Origin of the sequence: Amycolatopsis sp. cmx-11-32, assembly GCF_047608695.1 — a bacterium.
In the GTDB taxonomy this organism is placed as follows: Bacteria; Actinomycetota; Actinomycetes; order Mycobacteriales; family Pseudonocardiaceae; genus Amycolatopsis.
Genome location: NZ_JADNQN010000004.1, coordinates 590307 through 608127, shown reverse-complemented (window position 1 = coordinate 608127; position 17821 = coordinate 590307). Strand labels below are relative to the sequence as shown.

Here is a 17821-nt window from a genome sequence, read left to right as displayed (position 1 = left end):
AACTCAGGAGCAACACATGGGGACCGCCCTGATCGTGGTCGATGTGCAGAACGACTTCTGCGAAGGCGGGTCGCTCGGCCTGCCCGGTGGCGCCGCCGCCGCCGAAGCGATCTCCAAGCAGGCCGCCGAGGGTGGCTACGCGCACGTCGTCGCCACCCGTGACTACCACATCGACCCGGGCGACCACTTCAGCGAGACGCCGGACTTCAAGGACAGCTGGCCGCGGCACTGCGTCGCGGGTACTTCCGGCGCTTCGTTCCATCCGGCGCTCGACGTGGTCCCGATCAGCGAGGTCTTCTCCAAGGGCGAGTACACCGCCGCGTACTCGGGCTTCGAGGGCAACGCGCGCGACGGCAAGACGCTCGAGGCCTGGCTGAAGGAACACGACGTCACCGAGGTCGACGTCGTCGGCATCGCGACCGACTTCTGCGTACGCGCCACGGCGCTCGACGCGGCGAAGGCGGGCTTCACCGTGCGAGTGCTGCTGGACCTCACCGTCGGCGGTTCGCAGCCGACGGTCGACGCCTCGCTCAAGGACTTCGACGAGGCCGGCGTGACCTACACCGGGAAGGCGCCGGTCCCGGCCGCATGATCCAGCACCACCTCCAGGACACCCTGATCGAAAACCGGCTCATCGCGATCCTGCGAGCCGACAACGCGAACCGCTTCGCCGACGCCGCGACGGTGCTTCACGCGGCAGGCGTCCGGGTGCTCGAAGCGGCGTTGACCACGCCGGGCGCACCGGAAGCCATCGCGGCCATCCGCAAGAAGCTCGGCGACGACGCGCACGTCGGCGCCGGGAGCGTCCGTGAACCGTCCGATGTGGACATCGCGGCGGACGCGGGCGCGATGTTCCTGGTCACGCCCACGGTGAATCCGCTGGTCTTGGAGCGCGCGCACGAACGCGGGCTGCCGGTGGTCTGCGGCGCGCTGACCCCGACCGAGATCGACCAGGCCTGGCGCCTCGGCGCGGCCGCGGTGAAGGTGTTCCCGGTCGCCGCCGTCGGCGGGGTCGCCTACCTGCGGGCGATCCGGGCGCCGATGCCGGACATCCCGCTGGTGCCGACCGGCGGCGTCCACCTCGCCGACGTCGCGAAGTACCTCGAGTCGGGTTCGATCGCCGTCGCCGCCGCGACGCCGCTGCTGGGTGACTCACTCACCTCCAGCGGGTCGCTGACGGATCTCGCGACCAGGGCGAGCGAGTTCGTCGCCGCGGCCGCGAAGTACGTCTCGCGCACTTAAGCCCTTTCCGCAATTAGTCCTCTAGTTGCGGTACTTGCGTGTGCAAGGACCGCAACTAGAGGACGAAACGCGGGGCTTGCCACCCGGACGAGGGGATCGGCAAGGACCGTGAGGTGGCCGACATTCGGACCGCGACCAGTCGCCTGGCGTTAACCTCGGTTCACATTCGTGTACTCACAGGAGGTCTGAGTGTCTTCGCTGTCTGTGGCCGACCGTCGTGTCGTCCTCGCCGACCTCGTTCCCGGCGCACTGGTCCGTGACGCGATCCTGGTCGCCGGTGGTGCCGCGCTGACCGGTGCGGCCGCGCAGATCATGATCCCGGTGCCCGGCTCGCCGGTGCCGATGACCGGCCAGACGTTCGCCGCCCTGCTGGTCGGCACGGCGCTCGGCTGGAAGCGCGGCGCGCTGTCGATGGCGCTGTACCTCGCCGTCGGCGCGGCCGGCTTCGGCTGGTTCCAGAACGGCTCGTCGGGACTGTTCGGCCTCAGCGCCGGCTACATCGTCGGGTTCGTTTTCGCCGGCGCCCTGGTGGGCGCGCTCGCCGGCCGCGGCGGGGACCGCACGCCGCTGCGCACCGCGGGCACGATGGTGCTCGGCAACCTCGTCATCTACTCGTTCGGCGTGTCGTGGCTGATGGCCTCGGCCGGGTACAGCCTGTCGACCGGGCTGGAGAGGGGCGTCGTGCCGTTCCTGATCGGTGACGCGCTGAAAATCGCCATCGCGGCGGCGCTGCTTCCGGGCACCTGGGCGCTGGTCTCGCCTCTCCTTGAAGACAAGCACAGCCGCAAGGACGCGTGACCGGCCCTTTCACCGCTGTCCGGCGTGTGATGAACGGGACTTTCCTTGCAGAATTCGCAAGGAAAGTCCCGTTCATCACACGGGCCGCAGAATCCTGACGGTGGGCCCGGCTATCGTCTTGTCCCGTGCCAACCCGTGCTGACTTCCCCGGTGTCCTCGAACTCCTGACCCACGCGGTCGAGTCCGTGGGTGGTGCCGAGCGCGAGGGCCAGGTGCGGATGGCGGACGCCGTCGGCCGCGCCATCCGGACCGGCGAGCACCTCGCCGTGCAGGCGGGCACCGGCACCGGGAAATCGTTGGCCTACCTCGTTCCCGCGATCCGGCACGCGGTCGAGAAGGAGGCCACGGTCGTGGTCTCCACGGCCACCATCGCCCTGCAACGCCAACTGGTCGACCGAGACCTCCCCCGGCTCGCGAAGGCGCTGAAGAAGCCCCTCGGCCGTGAGCCCACCTTTGCGATCCTCAAGGGACGCCGTAACTACCTCTGTCTCCACCGACTCGATTCCGGCGCCCCGGACGAGCCGGAGGATCAGCAGCTGTTCGACCCGTTCGCCGTCTCCCGGCTGGGCAAGGAGGTCACGCGGCTGCGGGAGTGGTCGTCCGACACCGAGACCGGCGACCGCGACGAACTGGTTCCCGGTGTCTCGGATCAGGCGTGGCGCCAGGTTTCCGTCACGGCAAGGGAATGCCTTGGTGCCTCTCGTTGCCCCATCGGCACCGACTGCTTCGCGGAACGGTCCCGCGCCGAGGCCGGCAAGGCCGACGTCGTCGTCACCAACCACGCGCTGCTGGCGATCGACGCGCTGCAGGGCTATCAGGTGCTCCCCGATCACGACCTGGTGATCGTCGACGAGGCGCACGACCTGGTCGACCGCGTGACGTCCGTGGCCACCGGCGAGCTGACCAGCGGCATGGTCTCCGCCGCCGCCCGGCGCTGCGGGAAACTGGTCGACGACGAAGTGGCCGACCAGCTGCTGGAGGCGAGCGACGGGCTGGCCCTGATCCTCGACGACCTGCCGTCGGGCCGCATGGACTCGCTGCCGCAGGCCCTCACCGGCGCGGTCCCCGCCGTCCGCGACGCCGCGCACCGCTGCCTCACCGCGCTCGGCAAGGACCGGAAGGAGGAGGTCGACGAGGCCACGGCTCGTAAACTGGCCCGGTCGCTGCTCGAAGAGGTCCACGACACCGCGGTCCGGCTGCTCGAAGCCTTCGACGACGACAACGCGCATCAGCGCGACGTCGTCTGGTTGACCGGGGACCGCTTTTCCACCAACCCGCGTCCGCCCGCGCTGAAGGTCGCTCCGCTGGGTGTCGCAGGCCTGCTGCGCGAACGCGTCTTCAACCAGCACACGACCGTCCTCACATCGGCGACGCTGACGCTGGGCGGCACTTTCGACACCATGGCCCGGCAATGGGGTCTGCCGCCCGGCGGGGCCAGGGTCGAGAAGGCACCGGGCGCGGCGACCGACAAGGCCGCACCCGCCGACGGCGAAGACAAGGACGGCCCGAAGTGGACCGGGCTCGACGTCGGCTCCCCGTTCGACCACAAGCGCAACGGCATCCTCTACCTGGCCAAGCATCTGCCGCCGCCGGGCCGGGACGGGTTGCAGCCCTCGACCATGGACGAACTGGCCGAGCTGATCGAGGCCGCGGGCGGGCGCACGCTCGGCCTGTTCTCCTCGATGCGCGCGGCGAAACAGGCCACCGAGGAGATGCGGGAGCGGCTCGACGTGCCGATCCTCTGTCAGGGCGACGACTCCACCGGCCTGCTGGTACAGAAATTCTCCGAAGACGCGCGCACCTGCCTGTTCGGCACACTGTCGCTGTGGCAGGGCGTCGATGTGCCCGGCCCGTCGCTCCAGCTCGTGGTGGTCGACCGCATTCCGTTCCCGCGTCCGGACGACCCGGTCTCGTCGGCGCGGCAGCGAGCCGTGGAAGCCAGGGGTGGCAACGGTTTCCTCACCGTCGCGGCCACGCACGCCGCGCTGCTGCTCGCACAGGGCACCGGACGGCTGCACCGCTCGGTCAGCGATCGAGGCGTCGTGGCGATCCTGGATTCGCGGCTGGCCACGGCCCGCTACGGAGGATTCCTGCGGGCCTCACTGCCGCCGTTCTGGCCCACCATGGACCCGAAGGTCGCCCGCGACGCGCTACGCCGCCTCGACGCCGCCGCCCCGGCCTGAGTGGCCTGGAACACGGCCGAGTACCGTTAACAGAACGCCGAAGACAGGGAGAACCGGTTGTCCCACGAGTCGCCCAATGCACAATCCCGGACCGTCAGCGTCGATGACACCGGAGTGCGGCGCCAGCTCGCGGACGGAAGCGAGGAAGCCGTCAAGTGGTCCGAGCTGTCCGCGGTGGTGGTCCGAGTGATCCCTGAAGGCCCGTGGAAAGAAGACGTCTTCTTCATGCTCGCCGGCGCCAATGGGCAGGGCACGGCGATCCCCAGCGGCGACCCGGCCGCTGACGCGCTGATCGAACGGCTGCAGACGCTGCCCGGCTTCGACAACGAGAAGTTCATCGAGGCCATGACCACCGACGCCGACGAGGCGTACGTGGTCTGGAGCTCCGAAGGCCACGCCGCGAAGCACTAGAGAAGTGCTATGAACGGACGTTCATAACATCCCGGGGGCTACTCGGCCGGGAAGCTCTCCGTGACCGGGACACCCTTCTTCAACGTCCGGCTCACCGTGCACAGCCGCTCGATGGCGCGATCCACCGCCGCCGCGAGCGCCTCCCGCTCCGAAGCGGGCAGTGACGACACGTCGACGTCGAAGGCCACATGGACGGCGTCGAGTTCCGAAGCGCCTTCGCGCCTGTCCGCGGTCACGCCGACCCGAAACTTCGAATCTTCCCCGATCCGCCGGGTGATGAGGTTCTCGGCGGTGACGGCCGAGCAGCCCGCCGCCGCGATCTGAAGCAGTTCGGCGGGTGAGAAGGCGCCCTCGGCGCCCTTGCGGCCGATCACGACCTCGGCACCGCGTTCGTTGCGGCCGACGAAGCGGTGCTCGCCGTCGCGCTGGACTTCCAGAGACACGGTCTTCCCTTTCAGAGTGGTGGCAGCCTTGGCGCGATCTCCCCGGCGAGCCGCTCCGCCGCCGGGCACATCTCCGGCGGTTTCTTGACCTTGTCCGAGACGTAGATCTCCACCGTCTCGATCATGGCACGGCCATTCCCGGTGAAGGTCCGGTGCGGGATCTCAGCTTGGCAAGCCTCCCACTCGGGCGCGACCTCGACGAAGGCCTCCCGCGGTCCGAGAGCGACACGCGTGCCGTCCGCCTCGAACGGCGCCCACTCCCGCTCGAACCGGATCGTCACCTCCGTCTCACGATGGTTCCAGTAGCACTCCCAGTTGCCGAAGATCGGATCCGGCGCGGCCGGGCCGCCGACGATCGCCTGCGGTGCCTCCCCGCCCAGCGCGCAGGCGTCGAGACTCCCGAGCGTCCCGGCGGGGAAGGGAACGGGACGCCGCTTGAGCGGTTCCCGGTTCAGCACCTCGGCCGCGTGCACGGCCACTGGATCGACGTAGTCGCACAGGTGGGCATGCCAGTCCTGGATGTGCCGGGCGTGCACCCAAACCTGGTTGCCGTCCGGCAGCGGGATGACCCGGCCACACTTCTCTTCGGGTTCGCCCGGTATTTCGCGCACACTCAAGTGCCCCGGAACCGGCTTCTCCAGCAACGGCGATTTCGGAAACGTCAATTCGAGCCGGACGTCGACGATGTCACCGTCGTCGCGGCTCATGCGCAGCAGGATCCCGCAGGCGTTGAAGTTGCCGTTGGCGGTGTCCAGCTCGGGGGTACCGAACCGCTTCAGCACGGAGGGGTCGACCAGCGCACAGGGATCCGCCGTGCGCGGGTCGCCGACCGAATCGGCGGGGAGCGCGGCAGCCGCGATCGACGCCGGTTCCTTCGTGACGTGGACAAGGCCTCCCACCAGCACCAGCACCGCGGCGACGGCGCCGATCGCGACGGCGCGCCTGGTCACCCGGAAACGTCGCGACCGCACCGGAACGTCGACATCCGCGACTTCGGCCAGCAGCTCGGCGGCGCGGACGGCGTCCGGCCTGCCGGCGGGTCTGCGCCGCAGCAACTCGGTCAGCACCGGCGCCAGCCGTCCCGCCTGACGGATCGGCTCCAGGGTGTACGACGTCGCCCGCCGGAGCTGGACGAACGGTCCCGCGTTCCCGTCCCCCCACACCGAGGTGCCCTCGACGGCGGCGAACAGCGTCGCACCGAGCGAGAACACATCCGCCGCGGCCCCCGCCTGCTGCCCTTCGGCCATCTCAGGCGCGACGTAGCCGGGAGTCCCGACGTCGAGACCACCCCCGGTGCGGGTCACCTCCGCCCACTGCGCGATGCCGAGGTCGGTGAGTTTGGCGGTGCCGTCCTCGGCCATCAGGACATTGCCCGGTTTGAGGTCGCGGTGGACCATGCCCTTCTCGTGCATCGCCGCGAGCGCGGCGGCGAGCTGGACACCGATCTTCGCCACCTTGCCGGGCGGCAGTGGGCCGTCGGTTTCGAGGATGTTCGCGAGACTGCGCGAAGGCAGGTACTCCATGACGAGCCAGCGCTCGTCACCGTCCATCACCGCGTCGAAGACGGTGACCACGTTCGGATGATGCAGACCAGCGCCGATCCGCGCCTCGCGCCGGATCTGCCCACTGTCCCCTGCCTGCGAGCGCTTGAGCGCGACGACCCGGCCGAGGTCCTGGTCGGTGGCACGCCAGACCACACCCATACCTCCGGCGCCGATCCGCTCCTCCAAGCGGTAGCGCCCGGCGATCAGCCGGTCACCCATGCGGGGAGTATAGGAGGTTAAGCCCTTTGGGCCAGGACAGTGACCGTTCCGGGATCGACCTCGGTGAATCCCGCGTCGCGGACCGCCACGACACCGTCACGGCGCCACGAGCCCTCGGGGTCCTCGATCGGGTACAGCGCCTTCCAGGTCGCGACCGGCGGGGTCCGCACCGAGCAGCGGAAACCGGTCTCGGCCCAAGCGGTCAGTTCGGCCTCGTCCAGCAGCGAGGCCAGGATCATCGTCGCGTGCCCGACCTGGGCGGAGCCCTTGCCGACGGTCATCGGGACCTCGGGGTTCAGCAGCAACCGCGGGACACCGTCCGGTGCGGGCCCCGGCTCGTCGGCCGGGAGTTCGCTCCCGGAGATCTGCAGCCGCGAGACCTCTTTCGGCGTCTCGACGACGCGGCCGGGAAGCAAGGCCCGCGCCTCGGCGCCGTCGACCTCGACCGTGACGCCGGGCAGCTCCTGGACCGCTCGCCAGTGCGCGCCCCGCGCACGCCGGGCGACCTTGCGGATCCGGCCGTCGACCCAGGCCTTGAGTGGCTCGTGCCACTCACCCTCGGGTCCGGCGCGTTCGTCGAGGCAGACCGCGACGGCCGCCGCCGCGGCGGCCTCCAGCAAAGCGGTCCGTGACGGCGGTTCGGCGCGTTCCATCCGCAGGATCACCGGCATGGCGCGGACCTCGGCGGAATCCTCGTCCGAGGTGTCCTCCGTGGCCTCGGCCGGCAGGCCCAGCCAGTACGCGTAGCGCGCGGCCAACGGCTCCAACATGCTCATGGCCGGGACAGTTCGAGACCGTCTGCCGCGTCGGCGGCCTCGATCTCGCCCCGCGTGACACCGAGCAGGAACAGCACGGCGTCGAGGTACGGGTGCGAAAGCGCGGTGTCGGCCACCTCGCGCAGCGCGGGCTTCGCGTTGAAGGCGACCCCCATCCCGGCGACCGACAGCATGTCGATGTCGTTCGCCCCGTCGCCGACCGCGACGCACTGCTGCAGCGAGATCTCGTACTCCTCGGCGAACCGGCGCAGCGCCGTCGCCTTGCCCGCGCGGTCGACGATCTCCCCGACCACCCGGCCGGTGAGCTTGCCGTCGACCACTTCGAGTTCGTTCGCGGCGGCGAAGTCGAGGCCGAGGTCGTCCACCAGAGACTGGATGATCTTGGTGAACCCGCCCGAAACGACCCCGCAGCGGAAGCCCATCCGCTTCAGCGTGCGGATGGTCGTGCGGGCGCCGGGGGTGAGTTCGATCGAGGCGGCGACCTCGTCGAGCACCGTCTCGGGGAGCCCTTCCAGCAGCGCGACACGGCGCTCCAGCGACTCACTGAAGTTCAGTTCGCCGCGCATCGCGGCTTCGGTGATCTCGCGGACCTGGGGTTCGACGCCGGCGTGCGCGCCGAGCATCTCGATGACCTCACCCTGGATGAGCGTGGAGTCGACGTCGAAGACGACCAGCCGCTTCGCCCGGCGGGCGAGCCCGGCCCGCTCGACCGAGATGTCGATCCCGGCCGCGACGGCGGCGTCGGCCAGCGCGGCCCGCAAGGCGGCGTCGGCCTCCGGCGTGTCCTGGGCGAGCGAGGTGTACAGCTCCAGCCCGGTGACCGGGTAGTCGGCGACGCTGCGGATCGAGTCGATGTTGACGTCCAGCGCGGCGAGGCGGCGCGCGACGTCGGAGAACGCCCGCGCGGTCACGGGGCGGCCGAGCATCAGCAGGACGTGTGTCGAGTCCTTCTGGCCGATGGCGAACGGGTCGGCGCCGATGGCCGAGCCGATCTTCACCTCGACCTGCATCCCGACCGAGGCCATCGCCTGCTCGACGTACTCCTGCAGGCCTTCGGGGTCGCGGTACACCCCGGCGAGCACACCGAGCACCAGCTGGCCGCGGATGACCACCTGTTCCACGTCGAGGACGTCGACGTCGTGCCGGGACAACACGGCGAACAGGACCGAGGACACACCCGGCTTGTCTGGACCGGTGGTGGTGATGAGAACTGGTGTCTGCGTCACGGGCTCAGTCTTCCTTAGCCGGGCACAAGAATGGCGCGTGCCTTACCTCGGTGTGAGGCAGGGCACGCGCCATTTCCGCTTATCGGGTCACTTTTCGCTGGAGTTGTCCTTGGAGTGATCACCCGGCATGGCCGCCTCGGTGAGCACCTGGGAGGGCGCCCGGTGGGAGTTGACCTTCTGCTTCCCGAAGAAGCCGATCTCACCCTCCTTGTGGATGCGCTCCACCATATGCGGGTAGTGCAGCTCGAACGCCGGCCGCTCGGAACGGATCCGCGGCAGCTCGGTGAAGTTGTGCCGCGGCGGCGGGCAGGACGTCGCCCATTCGAGCGAGTTGCCGTAGCCCCACGGGTCGTCCACCGTGACGATCTCGCCGTACCGGTAACTCTTGAAGACGTTCCAGATGAACGGCAGCGTCGAGGCGCCGAGGATGTACGCGCCGATCGTGGAGATCGTGTTCAGCGTGGTGAAGCCGTCTGACTGCAGGTAGTCCGCGTACCGCCGCGGCATACCTTCGGCGCCCAGCCAGTGCTGCACCAGGAACGTGGCGTGGAAGCCGATGAACGTGGTCCAGAAGTGCCACTTGCCGAGCTTCTCGTCCATCATGCGGCCGGTGATCTTCGGGAACCAGAAGTAGATCCCGGCGAACGTAGCGAACACGATCGTGCCGTAAAGCACGTAGTGGAAGTGCGCGACGACGAAGTAACTGTCGGACACGTGGAAGTCGATCGCCGGCGCGGCCAGCATGATGCCGGTCAGCCCGCCGAAGAGGAACGTGACGATGAAGCCCATCGAGAAGATCATCGGCGTCTCGAAGGACAGCTGGCCCTTCCACATCGTGCCGATCCAGTTGAAGAACTTCACGCCCGTCGGGACCGCGATCAGGAAGGTCATGAAGGAGAAGAACGGCAGCAGCACGGCGCCGGTCGCGTACATGTGGTGTGCCCACACGGCCACCGACAGCGCGGCGATCGCCAGCGTCGCCCAGACCAGGCCCTTGTATCCGAAAATCGGTTTGCGGCTGAAGACCGGGAAGATCTCCGACACGATCCCGAAGAACGGCAGGGCCACGATATAGACCTCTGGATGGCCGAAGAACCAGAACAGGTGCTGCCAGAGGATCACGCCGCCGTTCGCGGGGTCGAACACATGCGCCCCGAGATGCCGGTCCGCCAGCAGGCCCATCAGGGCCGCGGTCAGGATCGGGAAGGCCAGCAGGATCAGGATGCTGGTGACCAGGATGTTCCAGGTGAAGATCGGCATCCGGTACATCGTCATACCGGGGGCGCGCAAGCAGACCACCGTGGTGATCATGTTGACGCCACCGAGGATGGTGCCGAGACCGGACACGACCAGACCGGAGATCCACAGGTCGGCGCCGACGCCGGGCGAGTGGATGGCGTCCGACAGCGGGGTGTAGGCGAACCAGCCGAAGTCGGCGGCGCCACCCGGGGTCAGGAAGCCGGACATCACGATCAGGCCGCCGAAGAGGTACAGCCAGTACGAGAACGCGTTCAACCGCGGGAACGCGACGTCGGGCGAACCGATCTGCAGCGGCAGGATGAAGTTCGCGAATCCGAAGAGGATCGGCGTCGCGTACAGCAGCAGCATGATCGTGCCGTGCATCGTGAACAGCTGGTTGTACTGCTCCTGCGAAAGGAACTGCTGCCCGGGACGCGCCAGCTCGGAGCGGATCAGCATCGCCATCGCGCCGCCCACCATGAAGAAGGCGAACGACGTGACCAGGTACATGATGCCGATTTGCTTGTGGTCCGTCGTGCGGAACAACCGCAGCAGGTACGAACCCTTAACCGACTCGCGCGCGGGGTATGGGCGCGTGGCGATCGGCTTGGGGGCTACGGCCGTCACTCCTGCCTCCAACACTCAAACCTTGTGGTGGTCAATGTTCTGCCGTCGGCCGGGGTGGGGACCCGTTTCGGCGGCTAGTGGGGATCGTAGCCCTCACTACCGACCGTCGCGCGCACCGGCTGGCAAGATCGCGCCGTGACCGACGAACACACCCGGGCGGGAGTGGCCGCGGCGATCGCTGTCGGTGACCGGTACGGGCTGCCGACCGGGCATCCCGAGGTCTTGCAGTTCCAGTCGAACGTGCTGGTGAGGCTGGGTCCGGTAGTGGCGCGGGTACCGGGAACGACGCGCTTCGCCCGGCCGTCCCCTGTGGACTGGCTCGCGCGCGACGTCGAACTGTCGAAGCACCTCACTGAACGTGATGTGCTCGTCGTCTCACCACCCACGGATCCCCCGGCCGGACCGCATTTCGCCAACGGCCTGCCGGTCACTCTCTGGCACTACACGCCCCATGAGCCCGGAGGCACTCTGCCACCGCGGGAGGTGGCGTCTTCACTCGCGCGAGTGAAGGCGGCGCTCATGGATCACCCCGGTGAACTGCCCGAACTCGGACCGATCCGGGAACTCCGGACGCTGCTCGACCGGAACGGGTCCTTCATGGCCGGTGCGGCGCCGCGACTGTACGAAGAACTCGAACGGGTCGCGGCGGCGCTGCCTGACCCTGCCTGTGCGGCCGCTGCACGGGGACGCCCAACTCGGGAAACGTCTTCGCGACGGCGGCCGGGCCGTGCTGGCTCGACTTCGAGGACACCCGACGCGGATCGCTCGGCCGGGACCTCGGTGCCCTCTACGCGGACCTCGGCCCTTCGGTCCTTTCCGCGTACCCGGCGGATGTGGCGCCTTCGTCGCTGCAGCCGTTCAGCGCACTTCGACGGTTGTCGAGTTTCCTGGCGGGTTCGTGATCCCGCGGCGGTTCCCTTCGCGACTCGGGGAAGCCGAGGCGGCCTTGGAGCACTACTTCTCCCGCGAGTAGTCGACTACTTGCGGTCGAGGTGAGCCCGGCCGAGCCGTGGGCGCCCTCCCCCCTCGCGCAATTAGTCCTCTAGTTGCGCGGCGGGGACGCGACACTCAGCGTCTCCAATGCCACATTGGGGACAGGGACTCGACCGGGCCCGGATCGCAAGTAGAGGACTACTTGCGATCCGGCCTAGACCGACGTCATCAGCAGCTTCGCCGCCACATCGGTCCCGTCGACCCGCACCTCACCACCGACCTGACGCGCCCGCTCCGCGACCTCCGGCCGCAACACCTCGGAAAGCGCCGAGGTCAGCGATGCCGCCGTCGGTTCCCCGGTGATCGAGGTCCCCATCCCGAGGTCCCGGACGCGCTGCGCGAAGTAGGGCTGGTCGAACATCCGCGGAACGAGTACCTGCGGGACCCCGGCCCTGGTCGCCGCCGTGGTCGTACCGGCACCGCCGTGGTGCACGGCCGCCGCGACCCGCGGGAAGAGCGCCTGCTGGTTGACGTCCCCGATCGCGATGCAGTCGGGTTCGTCGTCGATCAGCGCCAGTTCGGTCCAGCCGCGGGACACGATCGCCCGCCGCCCGTTCGCCCTCGCCGCCTCGATCATCGCCTTCGCGATCTCCTCCGGAGCGCGGATGCTCCCGAATCCGAAGTAGACCGGCGGCTCCCCGGCGTCGAGGAACGCCTCCAGTTCCGGGGCCAACGGGCTGTGGTCCGGCAGGATCCAGGCGCCGGTCTGGTACACGTCCAGCGCCGACGGTTCCCGCCACGGCGCCAGCACCGGATCGGCGGCCAGCCACGGCCGCTCGGTGAAGATGTGCCCGCGAACGTCTTCGACCGGCGGAAGGCCCAGCAGTTTCCGCCGCGCTTGGAGCACACCTCCCCATTGCCCGTTCCACCGTTCCGCGTCGTCGGCCCACAAGGCCGGGATGGCGGCGTCGGGGTTCTTCGGCGCCCATCCCGGGAAAACGGGCGGACGATGGTGCAGTGAAGGCAGCGTTATCGGGCAGTGAGCGGTAAAGAAATAAGGAATTCCTTTCAGCTCGGCGACCGAATGGGCGGCGATGTTCAAGGCCATTCCCGCGACGACGGCGTCGCAGTCCTCGGCCGCCTCCGGCATCGCCTCGAACTGGTTCACCACCATGGCCTCGGCCATCTCGCGCCGTCCTTCCGGCGTGGCCATCGCTTTGGTCAGCTCGGAGCCCGGCCTCGCGGTCGACCTGAGCTCAGGCCCCAGCGGGGCGAAGGAGATCCCGAGACCTTCGGCCCATTCACGGAATTCCGGCGGCGCGCAAAGCCGGACTTCTTGGCCGAGTTCCCGCAACCGCACCGCCAGTGCCACCAGCGGCTGTACCTCACCCCTTGTCCCGACAGTGGACAGGAGTACACGCATGGAAATCCCCCTTCGGCAAAACGTGAAGGCACGAATTGTGGACCGGCAATGGGGGCTTGCCGCAAGTCCCCCTGTCCGCTATACCTTTGAAGGGGCGAGGGAGACGTTTCTACGCGGGGTACCAGCCCAAGATCGCTTCTACGACTCCGGCCGGATCCTCCAGCGGCGTCAGATGTCCCGCCTCCGGCAGCACGACCAGTGTCGCGTCCGGCAGCGTCTCCACCAGGGTGTTCGCCGCGTCGAGCGGGGTCAGGCGGTCCTCTTCGCCGACCACGACCAGCGCCGGCACGTCCACCGATCGCAGTGTCGCGAGCGAATCGGGCCGTGCCGCCATCGCGCGCGCCGCCCACGCGATCCCCGACGACGGCTGCGTCGTGATCAACTCATGAAGCCGTTCGGCCACCTCGGGGCGGGCTTCCTCGGCGAGCAATCCGGGTGTGAGGACTTCGGACAGCCATCCGGCGCCTTCCGCTTCGACCCTGGCCGCGAGGTCATGCCGAGCCTGCGCGGCTTCGGAAGTGTCGGCCGTCGCCTTGGTGTCGATGAACACGAGACCGCCCACGCGTTCCGGTGCGGCGCGCAGCACCGCCATCGTCAGGTAGCCGCCCATCGAGCAGCCGCCGAGGACGACCTTGTCGAGTTCGAGCCGGTCGAGCAGCGCCACGACGTCGCGGGCGGCGTCGTCCAGGTTCGGCTCCCTGTCGGTTTCCGGCAGCGGGCTGCGGCCGAGTCCTCGCTGGTCGGGGGTGATCAGCCGAAGGCGTTCCGACAGCGGCGCGCGCACCGGGTCCCACATGCGGGCGTCGACGGGGAAAGCGTGCAACAGTACCAGCGGCAGATCCTTCATGGCGATAATTCTGTCGCACCCTGGGTCTACCGTCAGAACCGTGCTGACAGAGATCAAGACGGAGAGGCTGCTGCTGCGGCGGCTGCGCGAGGCGGATCGCGAGAACATCGTCGCACTGCAGGCCGATCCCGAAACGAACAAGTTCAACCAGGTGCCGCACACCATCGAAGGTGCGCGCGAACTCTTCGACGCCTGGATGAAGCAATGGGCCGAGCATGGTTTCGGCTACATGACGGTGTCCGCTTTGGACGATCCGGACGTGATCGCCGGCTTCGGCGGGGTCCGATATCACGAGTGGAACGGCGAGCGCGTGCTGAACCTCGCGTACCGCTTCTGGCCGTTCACCTGGGGCAAGGGCTACGCGACGGAGATGGCGGCCGCCGTCGTCGAATGGGCGGATCGGGAGATCCCGGACGTCCCGGTGATCGCGAACATCATGGAGTCCAACAAACCGTCGATCCGGGTCGCCGAGCGGCTCGGCTTCGAGATCCACACGAAGGAGGAGTTCGAGGGAGCGCCTTCACTACACCTGCGGCGCTGAATCAGGCACCAGGATCACCAGCGGCCGGGGCGGCGCCGGGACCGCGCGTCCCAGCACGCCCTGTGCCAATGGCGGCGGTCGGCGACCCCGCCGGTATCGTCGGCGGGCCAGACGACCAGATGCGGGGTCCCCGACCGGATCTCGTGGTCACAGCCGGGGCAGCGGTAGTCCTTGGTGGCCTGCGCACCGGGCACGGTCCGGACGAGCCACTCCCCGTCCGTGGCCGATTCGGAGCGCGCCCAGCCGGTCGACGCACCGAGGTCTGGGCGTCCACCGCGTTCGGGCCGGTTACGTCGAGGCACGCCGAGACGGTATATCGAGCCCGTGCCAGTCGCCGACAGGTGCCCGCGGACAGATCCACCTCGCCGAGCACCATCGCCGTGGCCATCGGGGGAAGTCTGGCCAGGCTCCAGGACGCCGAATTGACGCGTTTAGTCCTCTAGTTGCGGTAGTTGCGCATGCAAGGACCGCAACTAGAGGACTAAACGCGGGCTAGCCGCGCGCGAGTACCAGCGGGACGAGTTGTTCCGCCGGGGTCAGCGAGCCGTGCTGACCGACCATCGAGGACTCGACGGCCTCGGCCAGTTCCCGCACGAGCCCAAAACGCTCCTTCGACGCCACTACGACGTCGCCGATCCGTGGCCGGACCCGGTCGGCGACCGGCCCGAACCAGCCCGCCTCGACGGCCTCGTCGCGAGAGAGGATCCACGCCCGGTCGCCGATCACCTCGCGCCAGGCCGCCAGCACGTCGGCCTCCGCCCCCGGCTCGCTGTAGACGTGCCGTGCCCGGACCTCGCCCCCGATGGCCCGGACGCCGCCGAGCAGCGCGGGCGTCTCGTCGATGTCGAGCGCGCCCTCGACGGTCACCATGCCGTGGTCGGCCACCACCGCGAGGAGCGCGCCGGACGGCAGTCCGTCCACAAGGGACTCGACCAGTTTGTCGACGTGCCGCAGTTGCATCCGCCATGGCGCCGAACCCGGTCCGTAGATGTGGCCGAGCATATCGAGTTCGCTGTGATAGCCCCAGCAGAACGCCGGCCGCACCTCGAGACAGCGCAGGACGCACGCTGCCAGGTCGCCGAGCGCGTGGACGCCCACATAGCGTGCGCCGGATTGCGTCGCGCGGGTGAGCGCGGTGTCCGCGAACTTCGCCGACGAGACCACGCTGGTCGTGATCCCGGCGGCCGCCGCGCGCTCGAACGTCGTCGGCAGGGGTTGGACCTCGCGCGGCGGAAGCGCGCCGCGGAGATCGCCGCCGTCCTCGTGACTGGCCCAGCGCAACGCGTTCAGGACGCCCGCCCCGGGGACTTCGAAGCTGTAACCGACCAGGCCGTGCTCGCCCGAGGCCAGCCCGGTGCCGATCGCGCCGAGGCCCGCCGCCGTCGTGGCCGGGAAACCGACCCGCAGCGGCGACTTCGCCAGTTGCGTGAGCACGGGCGCGTCGGCCGTGTGCTCGGCCAGCAGTTCCCAGCCGAGACCGTCGATCAGCAGGACGCAGGCACTGGACGCCTCGGCGAGGCTCAACGAGTTCGCGAACTCGGCGGCACCGAGGGCGGAAAGGACGGACGGGACGACTTGGCCGAGGTGCGGCACGTGCGCCGCGACAGGCAGTTCCACCCGGCCAGCTTCTCATTCCGGAGCGGCTTCCGGGATGAGAAGATGAGCGCATGCCGACTTACGCCTACCGCTGCCGCGAATGCACCGAGACCTTCGAACTGCTCCGGCCGATGAGCGAGTCCGGCGCGCCCGCGCCGTGCCCCGAGGGCCACCGGGACACCGTCAAGCTGCTGACGACCGTGGCGCTGACCGGATCGGCGTCCGGTCCGGCCCCTGTTCCCGCAGGTGGGGGCGGCGGCTGCTGCGGAGGCGGCTGCTGTAGTTGAACCACTCGTTCGGGTGGCACCACGTGTGACCGTTTGACCACCGGGTATCTCGTTCCCACCAGTCTGGATCCTCCAGTTCGTGGGAAGGGAGAAACCCAGTGGCCACATCAGCACTGGCGGCCGTCGATTTCGGTCAAGGCGTGTCCAGCGCCTGGAGTTCGGTCGCCACGTTCGTCCCTAAGCTGCTCGCGTTCCTGGTCATCCTGTTCATCGGCTGGCTGATCGCCAAGGCGATCGCGAAGGCCGTGAGCATGGTGCTCGAGAAAGTCGGGTTCAACCGGCTCATCGAACGCGGGGGCTTCAAACAGATGCTCGCGCGAGGCCAGTTCGACGCGTCGAACATCATCAGCAAGATCATCTACTACGCGATCCTGCTGATCGCCCTGCAGATCGCGTTCGGCGTGTTCGGCCCGAACCCGGTGAGCTCGCTGCTCAACGACATCGTCGCCTGGCTGCCGCGCGCCATCGTCGCGATCGTCATCGTGGTGATCGCGGGCGCGATCGCCAAGGCGGTCAAGGATCTGGTGGGCAACGCCCTCGGCGGCGTCTCCTACGGCAAGGTGCTCGCCACCATCGCTTCGGTGTTCATCTGGGGTCTCGGCGTGATCGCCGCGCTGAACCAGATCGGGGTGGCCACCGCGGTCACGCTGCCGGTGCTGATCACCGTGCTCGCCACGGTCGGCGGGATCGCCGTCGTCGGTGTCGGTGGCGGCCTCATCAAACCGATGCAGCAGCGCTGGGAGACCTGGCTCGGCCGGGCCGAGGCGGAGATCCCGGCCGCGAAGGCGCAGGCCGAGGCCTACCAACGGGGTCGCGAGGACGCGAACCGTTCCGGTGACGTGCCGACCGAACGGACGACCGCTCACCAGCCGGTGTCCGCCGGACATCACGCGGTGATTGATCCGGACATGGCCGGTGGCCAGCACCAGCAGTTCCCGCCGAACCAGGGTCAGGTGCAGTCGCACCAGGATCCCGGCCAGCGGCCCCCCGGTGGGTCAATGCCCCCTCCGCCGGAGTACCGCTGACCCAATATGGGAACGGGTGGGGCGTCAGGCCGCCCTACCCGTTCCCGGTCTCCTGTGCCCGGTGGTCGTCCATCGTCGCGGCCAGCGAACACACGCCGACCAGGCGCGCGGTCGTCCAGTCGCTGGTGCTCCATGCGGACAGATCGGCCGGAGCGCGGAACGCCCAGCCCTTGGCCCTGGCCTCGTCCAGCAGTCCTCGCGAATAGCCGGCGAGAAGTACCACCCCGGCGACCGCCGCCGAACCCTCGACCCCCGCCGCGAGAATGTCCCGCACCGCGGCGGAGTGCTGATCGAAGACGGCCGACAGCCCGGGAAGGGCCGCCGCCGCGGCGAGTCCGGCGACGCCGATCTGCTCGTGAAGCCGCGAAAGCGTGTTACGAGCTGAAGATTCCACCCAGGACGAGACCAGATCTTTCACCCGACCAGGTTAGCCAGGTCAGGCGATTTGTCGACATCCCGGT

Annotated in this window: 18 protein-coding genes; 8 read left to right on the top strand and 10 right to left on the bottom strand. The window is 68.9% G+C overall.

Features of this window, described 5'->3' with window-relative positions; all coding sequences use genetic code 11:
• The first annotated feature begins 16 nt into the window (after nt 1-16).
• The 5 genes from ACM6LR_RS15340 to ACM6LR_RS15320 all read left to right on the top strand — a co-directional run bounded on the left by ACM6LR_RS15340 (nt 17) and on the right by ACM6LR_RS15320 (nt 4634).
• The gene (locus tag ACM6LR_RS15340; protein ID WP_414939279.1) at nt 17-592 is read left to right on the top strand and encodes an isochorismatase family protein; all 576 of its coding nucleotides are present in this window, start codon (nt 17-19) and stop codon (nt 590-592) included.
• Nucleotides 589-1242 carry a bifunctional 4-hydroxy-2-oxoglutarate aldolase/2-dehydro-3-deoxy-phosphogluconate aldolase gene (locus ACM6LR_RS15335; RefSeq protein WP_414939280.1) on the top strand — a complete coding sequence of 218 codons (654 nt, stop codon included), beginning with the start codon at nt 589-591 and terminating at the stop codon, nt 1240-1242. Before ACM6LR_RS15340 ends, ACM6LR_RS15335 begins: the two co-directional genes overlap by 4 nt.
• A 189-nt stretch (nt 1243-1431) precedes the next feature.
• On the top strand, nt 1432-2040 hold the full coding sequence (locus ACM6LR_RS15330) for a biotin transporter BioY (RefSeq protein WP_414943986.1): 609 nt from the start codon (nt 1432-1434) through the stop codon (nt 2038-2040).
• A 125-nt stretch (nt 2041-2165) separates the two neighbouring features.
• The gene (locus tag ACM6LR_RS15325) at nt 2166-4223 is read left to right on the top strand and encodes an ATP-dependent DNA helicase (protein ID WP_414939282.1); all 2058 of its coding nucleotides are present in this window, start codon (nt 2166-2168) and stop codon (nt 4221-4223) included.
• A 57-nt stretch (nt 4224-4280) separates the two neighbouring features.
• Entirely contained in the window at nt 4281-4634 is a 354-nt protein-coding gene (locus tag ACM6LR_RS15320; protein ID WP_414939283.1) for a hypothetical protein, read from the top strand.
• Between the two features lie 38 nt (nt 4635-4672).
• Here the strand turns inward: ACM6LR_RS15320 and ACM6LR_RS15315 are convergent, their stop codons facing one another.
• The 7 genes from ACM6LR_RS15315 to ACM6LR_RS15285 form a co-directional block, all read right to left on the bottom strand.
• Nucleotides 4673-5077, bottom strand: coding sequence for an OsmC family protein (locus tag ACM6LR_RS15315; RefSeq protein ID WP_414939284.1), 405 nt, complete (start codon nt 5075-5077; stop codon nt 4673-4675).
• 11 nt (nt 5078-5088) lie between these two features.
• Nucleotides 5089-6840, bottom strand: coding sequence for a serine/threonine-protein kinase (locus tag ACM6LR_RS15310; protein ID WP_414943985.1), 1752 nt, complete (start codon nt 6838-6840; stop codon nt 5089-5091).
• 17 nt (nt 6841-6857) lie between these two features.
• Entirely contained in the window at nt 6858-7616 is a 759-nt protein-coding gene (locus ACM6LR_RS15305) for a peptidyl-tRNA hydrolase (RefSeq protein ID WP_414943984.1), read from the bottom strand.
• Entirely contained in the window at nt 7613-8842 is a 1230-nt protein-coding gene (gene serB, locus ACM6LR_RS15300) for a phosphoserine phosphatase SerB (RefSeq protein WP_414939287.1), read from the bottom strand. Before serB ends, ACM6LR_RS15305 begins: the two co-directional genes overlap by 4 nt.
• Before the next feature lie 87 nt (nt 8843-8929).
• A complete protein-coding gene (ctaD, locus tag ACM6LR_RS15295) occupies nt 8930-10708 on the bottom strand; it encodes a cytochrome c oxidase subunit I (RefSeq protein WP_414939288.1) in 1779 nt (592 codons plus the stop codon).
• Between the two features lie 1147 nt (nt 10709-11855).
• Entirely contained in the window at nt 11856-13064 is a 1209-nt protein-coding gene (locus ACM6LR_RS15290) for a glycosyltransferase (RefSeq protein ID WP_414939289.1), read from the bottom strand.
• 109 nt (nt 13065-13173) lie between these two features.
• Nucleotides 13174-13911 (bottom strand): alpha/beta fold hydrolase, encoded by a 738-nt coding sequence (locus ACM6LR_RS15285; RefSeq protein ID WP_414939290.1) that lies wholly within the window; start codon nt 13909-13911, stop codon nt 13174-13176.
• Nucleotides 13912-13951: 40 nt separating this feature from the next.
• Here ACM6LR_RS15285 and ACM6LR_RS15280 point away from each other — a divergent pair, with 40 nt between their 5' ends.
• Nucleotides 13952-14452, top strand: coding sequence for a GNAT family N-acetyltransferase (locus ACM6LR_RS15280; RefSeq protein ID WP_414939291.1), 501 nt, complete (start codon nt 13952-13954; stop codon nt 14450-14452).
• A 14-nt stretch (nt 14453-14466) separates the two neighbouring features.
• On the opposite strand, the gene ACM6LR_RS15275 is transcribed toward ACM6LR_RS15280, so the two are convergent.
• The gene (locus ACM6LR_RS15275; protein WP_414943983.1) at nt 14467-14754 is read right to left on the bottom strand and encodes a hypothetical protein; all 288 of its coding nucleotides are present in this window, start codon (nt 14752-14754) and stop codon (nt 14467-14469) included.
• Nucleotides 14755-14944: 190 nt separating this feature from the next.
• Complete coding sequence (locus tag ACM6LR_RS15270; RefSeq protein ID WP_414939293.1) at nt 14945-16069, bottom strand: alkaline phosphatase family protein; 1125 nt, start codon at nt 16067-16069, stop codon at nt 14945-14947.
• Nucleotides 16070-16119: 50 nt separating this feature from the next.
• Between ACM6LR_RS15270 and ACM6LR_RS15265 the strand changes: the two genes are divergently transcribed.
• Nucleotides 16120-16335 carry an FmdB family zinc ribbon protein gene (locus ACM6LR_RS15265; protein ID WP_414939294.1) on the top strand — a complete coding sequence of 72 codons (216 nt, stop codon included), beginning with the start codon at nt 16120-16122 and terminating at the stop codon, nt 16333-16335.
• 98 nt (nt 16336-16433) lie between these two features.
• Nucleotides 16434-17360 carry a mechanosensitive ion channel family protein gene (locus ACM6LR_RS15260; protein WP_414943982.1) on the top strand — a complete coding sequence of 309 codons (927 nt, stop codon included), beginning with the start codon at nt 16434-16436 and terminating at the stop codon, nt 17358-17360.
• 34 nt (nt 17361-17394) lie between these two features.
• Here the strand turns inward: ACM6LR_RS15260 and ACM6LR_RS15255 are convergent, their stop codons facing one another.
• Entirely contained in the window at nt 17395-17778 is a 384-nt protein-coding gene (locus tag ACM6LR_RS15255; protein ID WP_414939296.1) for a DUF6401 family natural product biosynthesis protein, read from the bottom strand.
• Nucleotides 17779-17821: the final 43 nt, after the last annotated feature.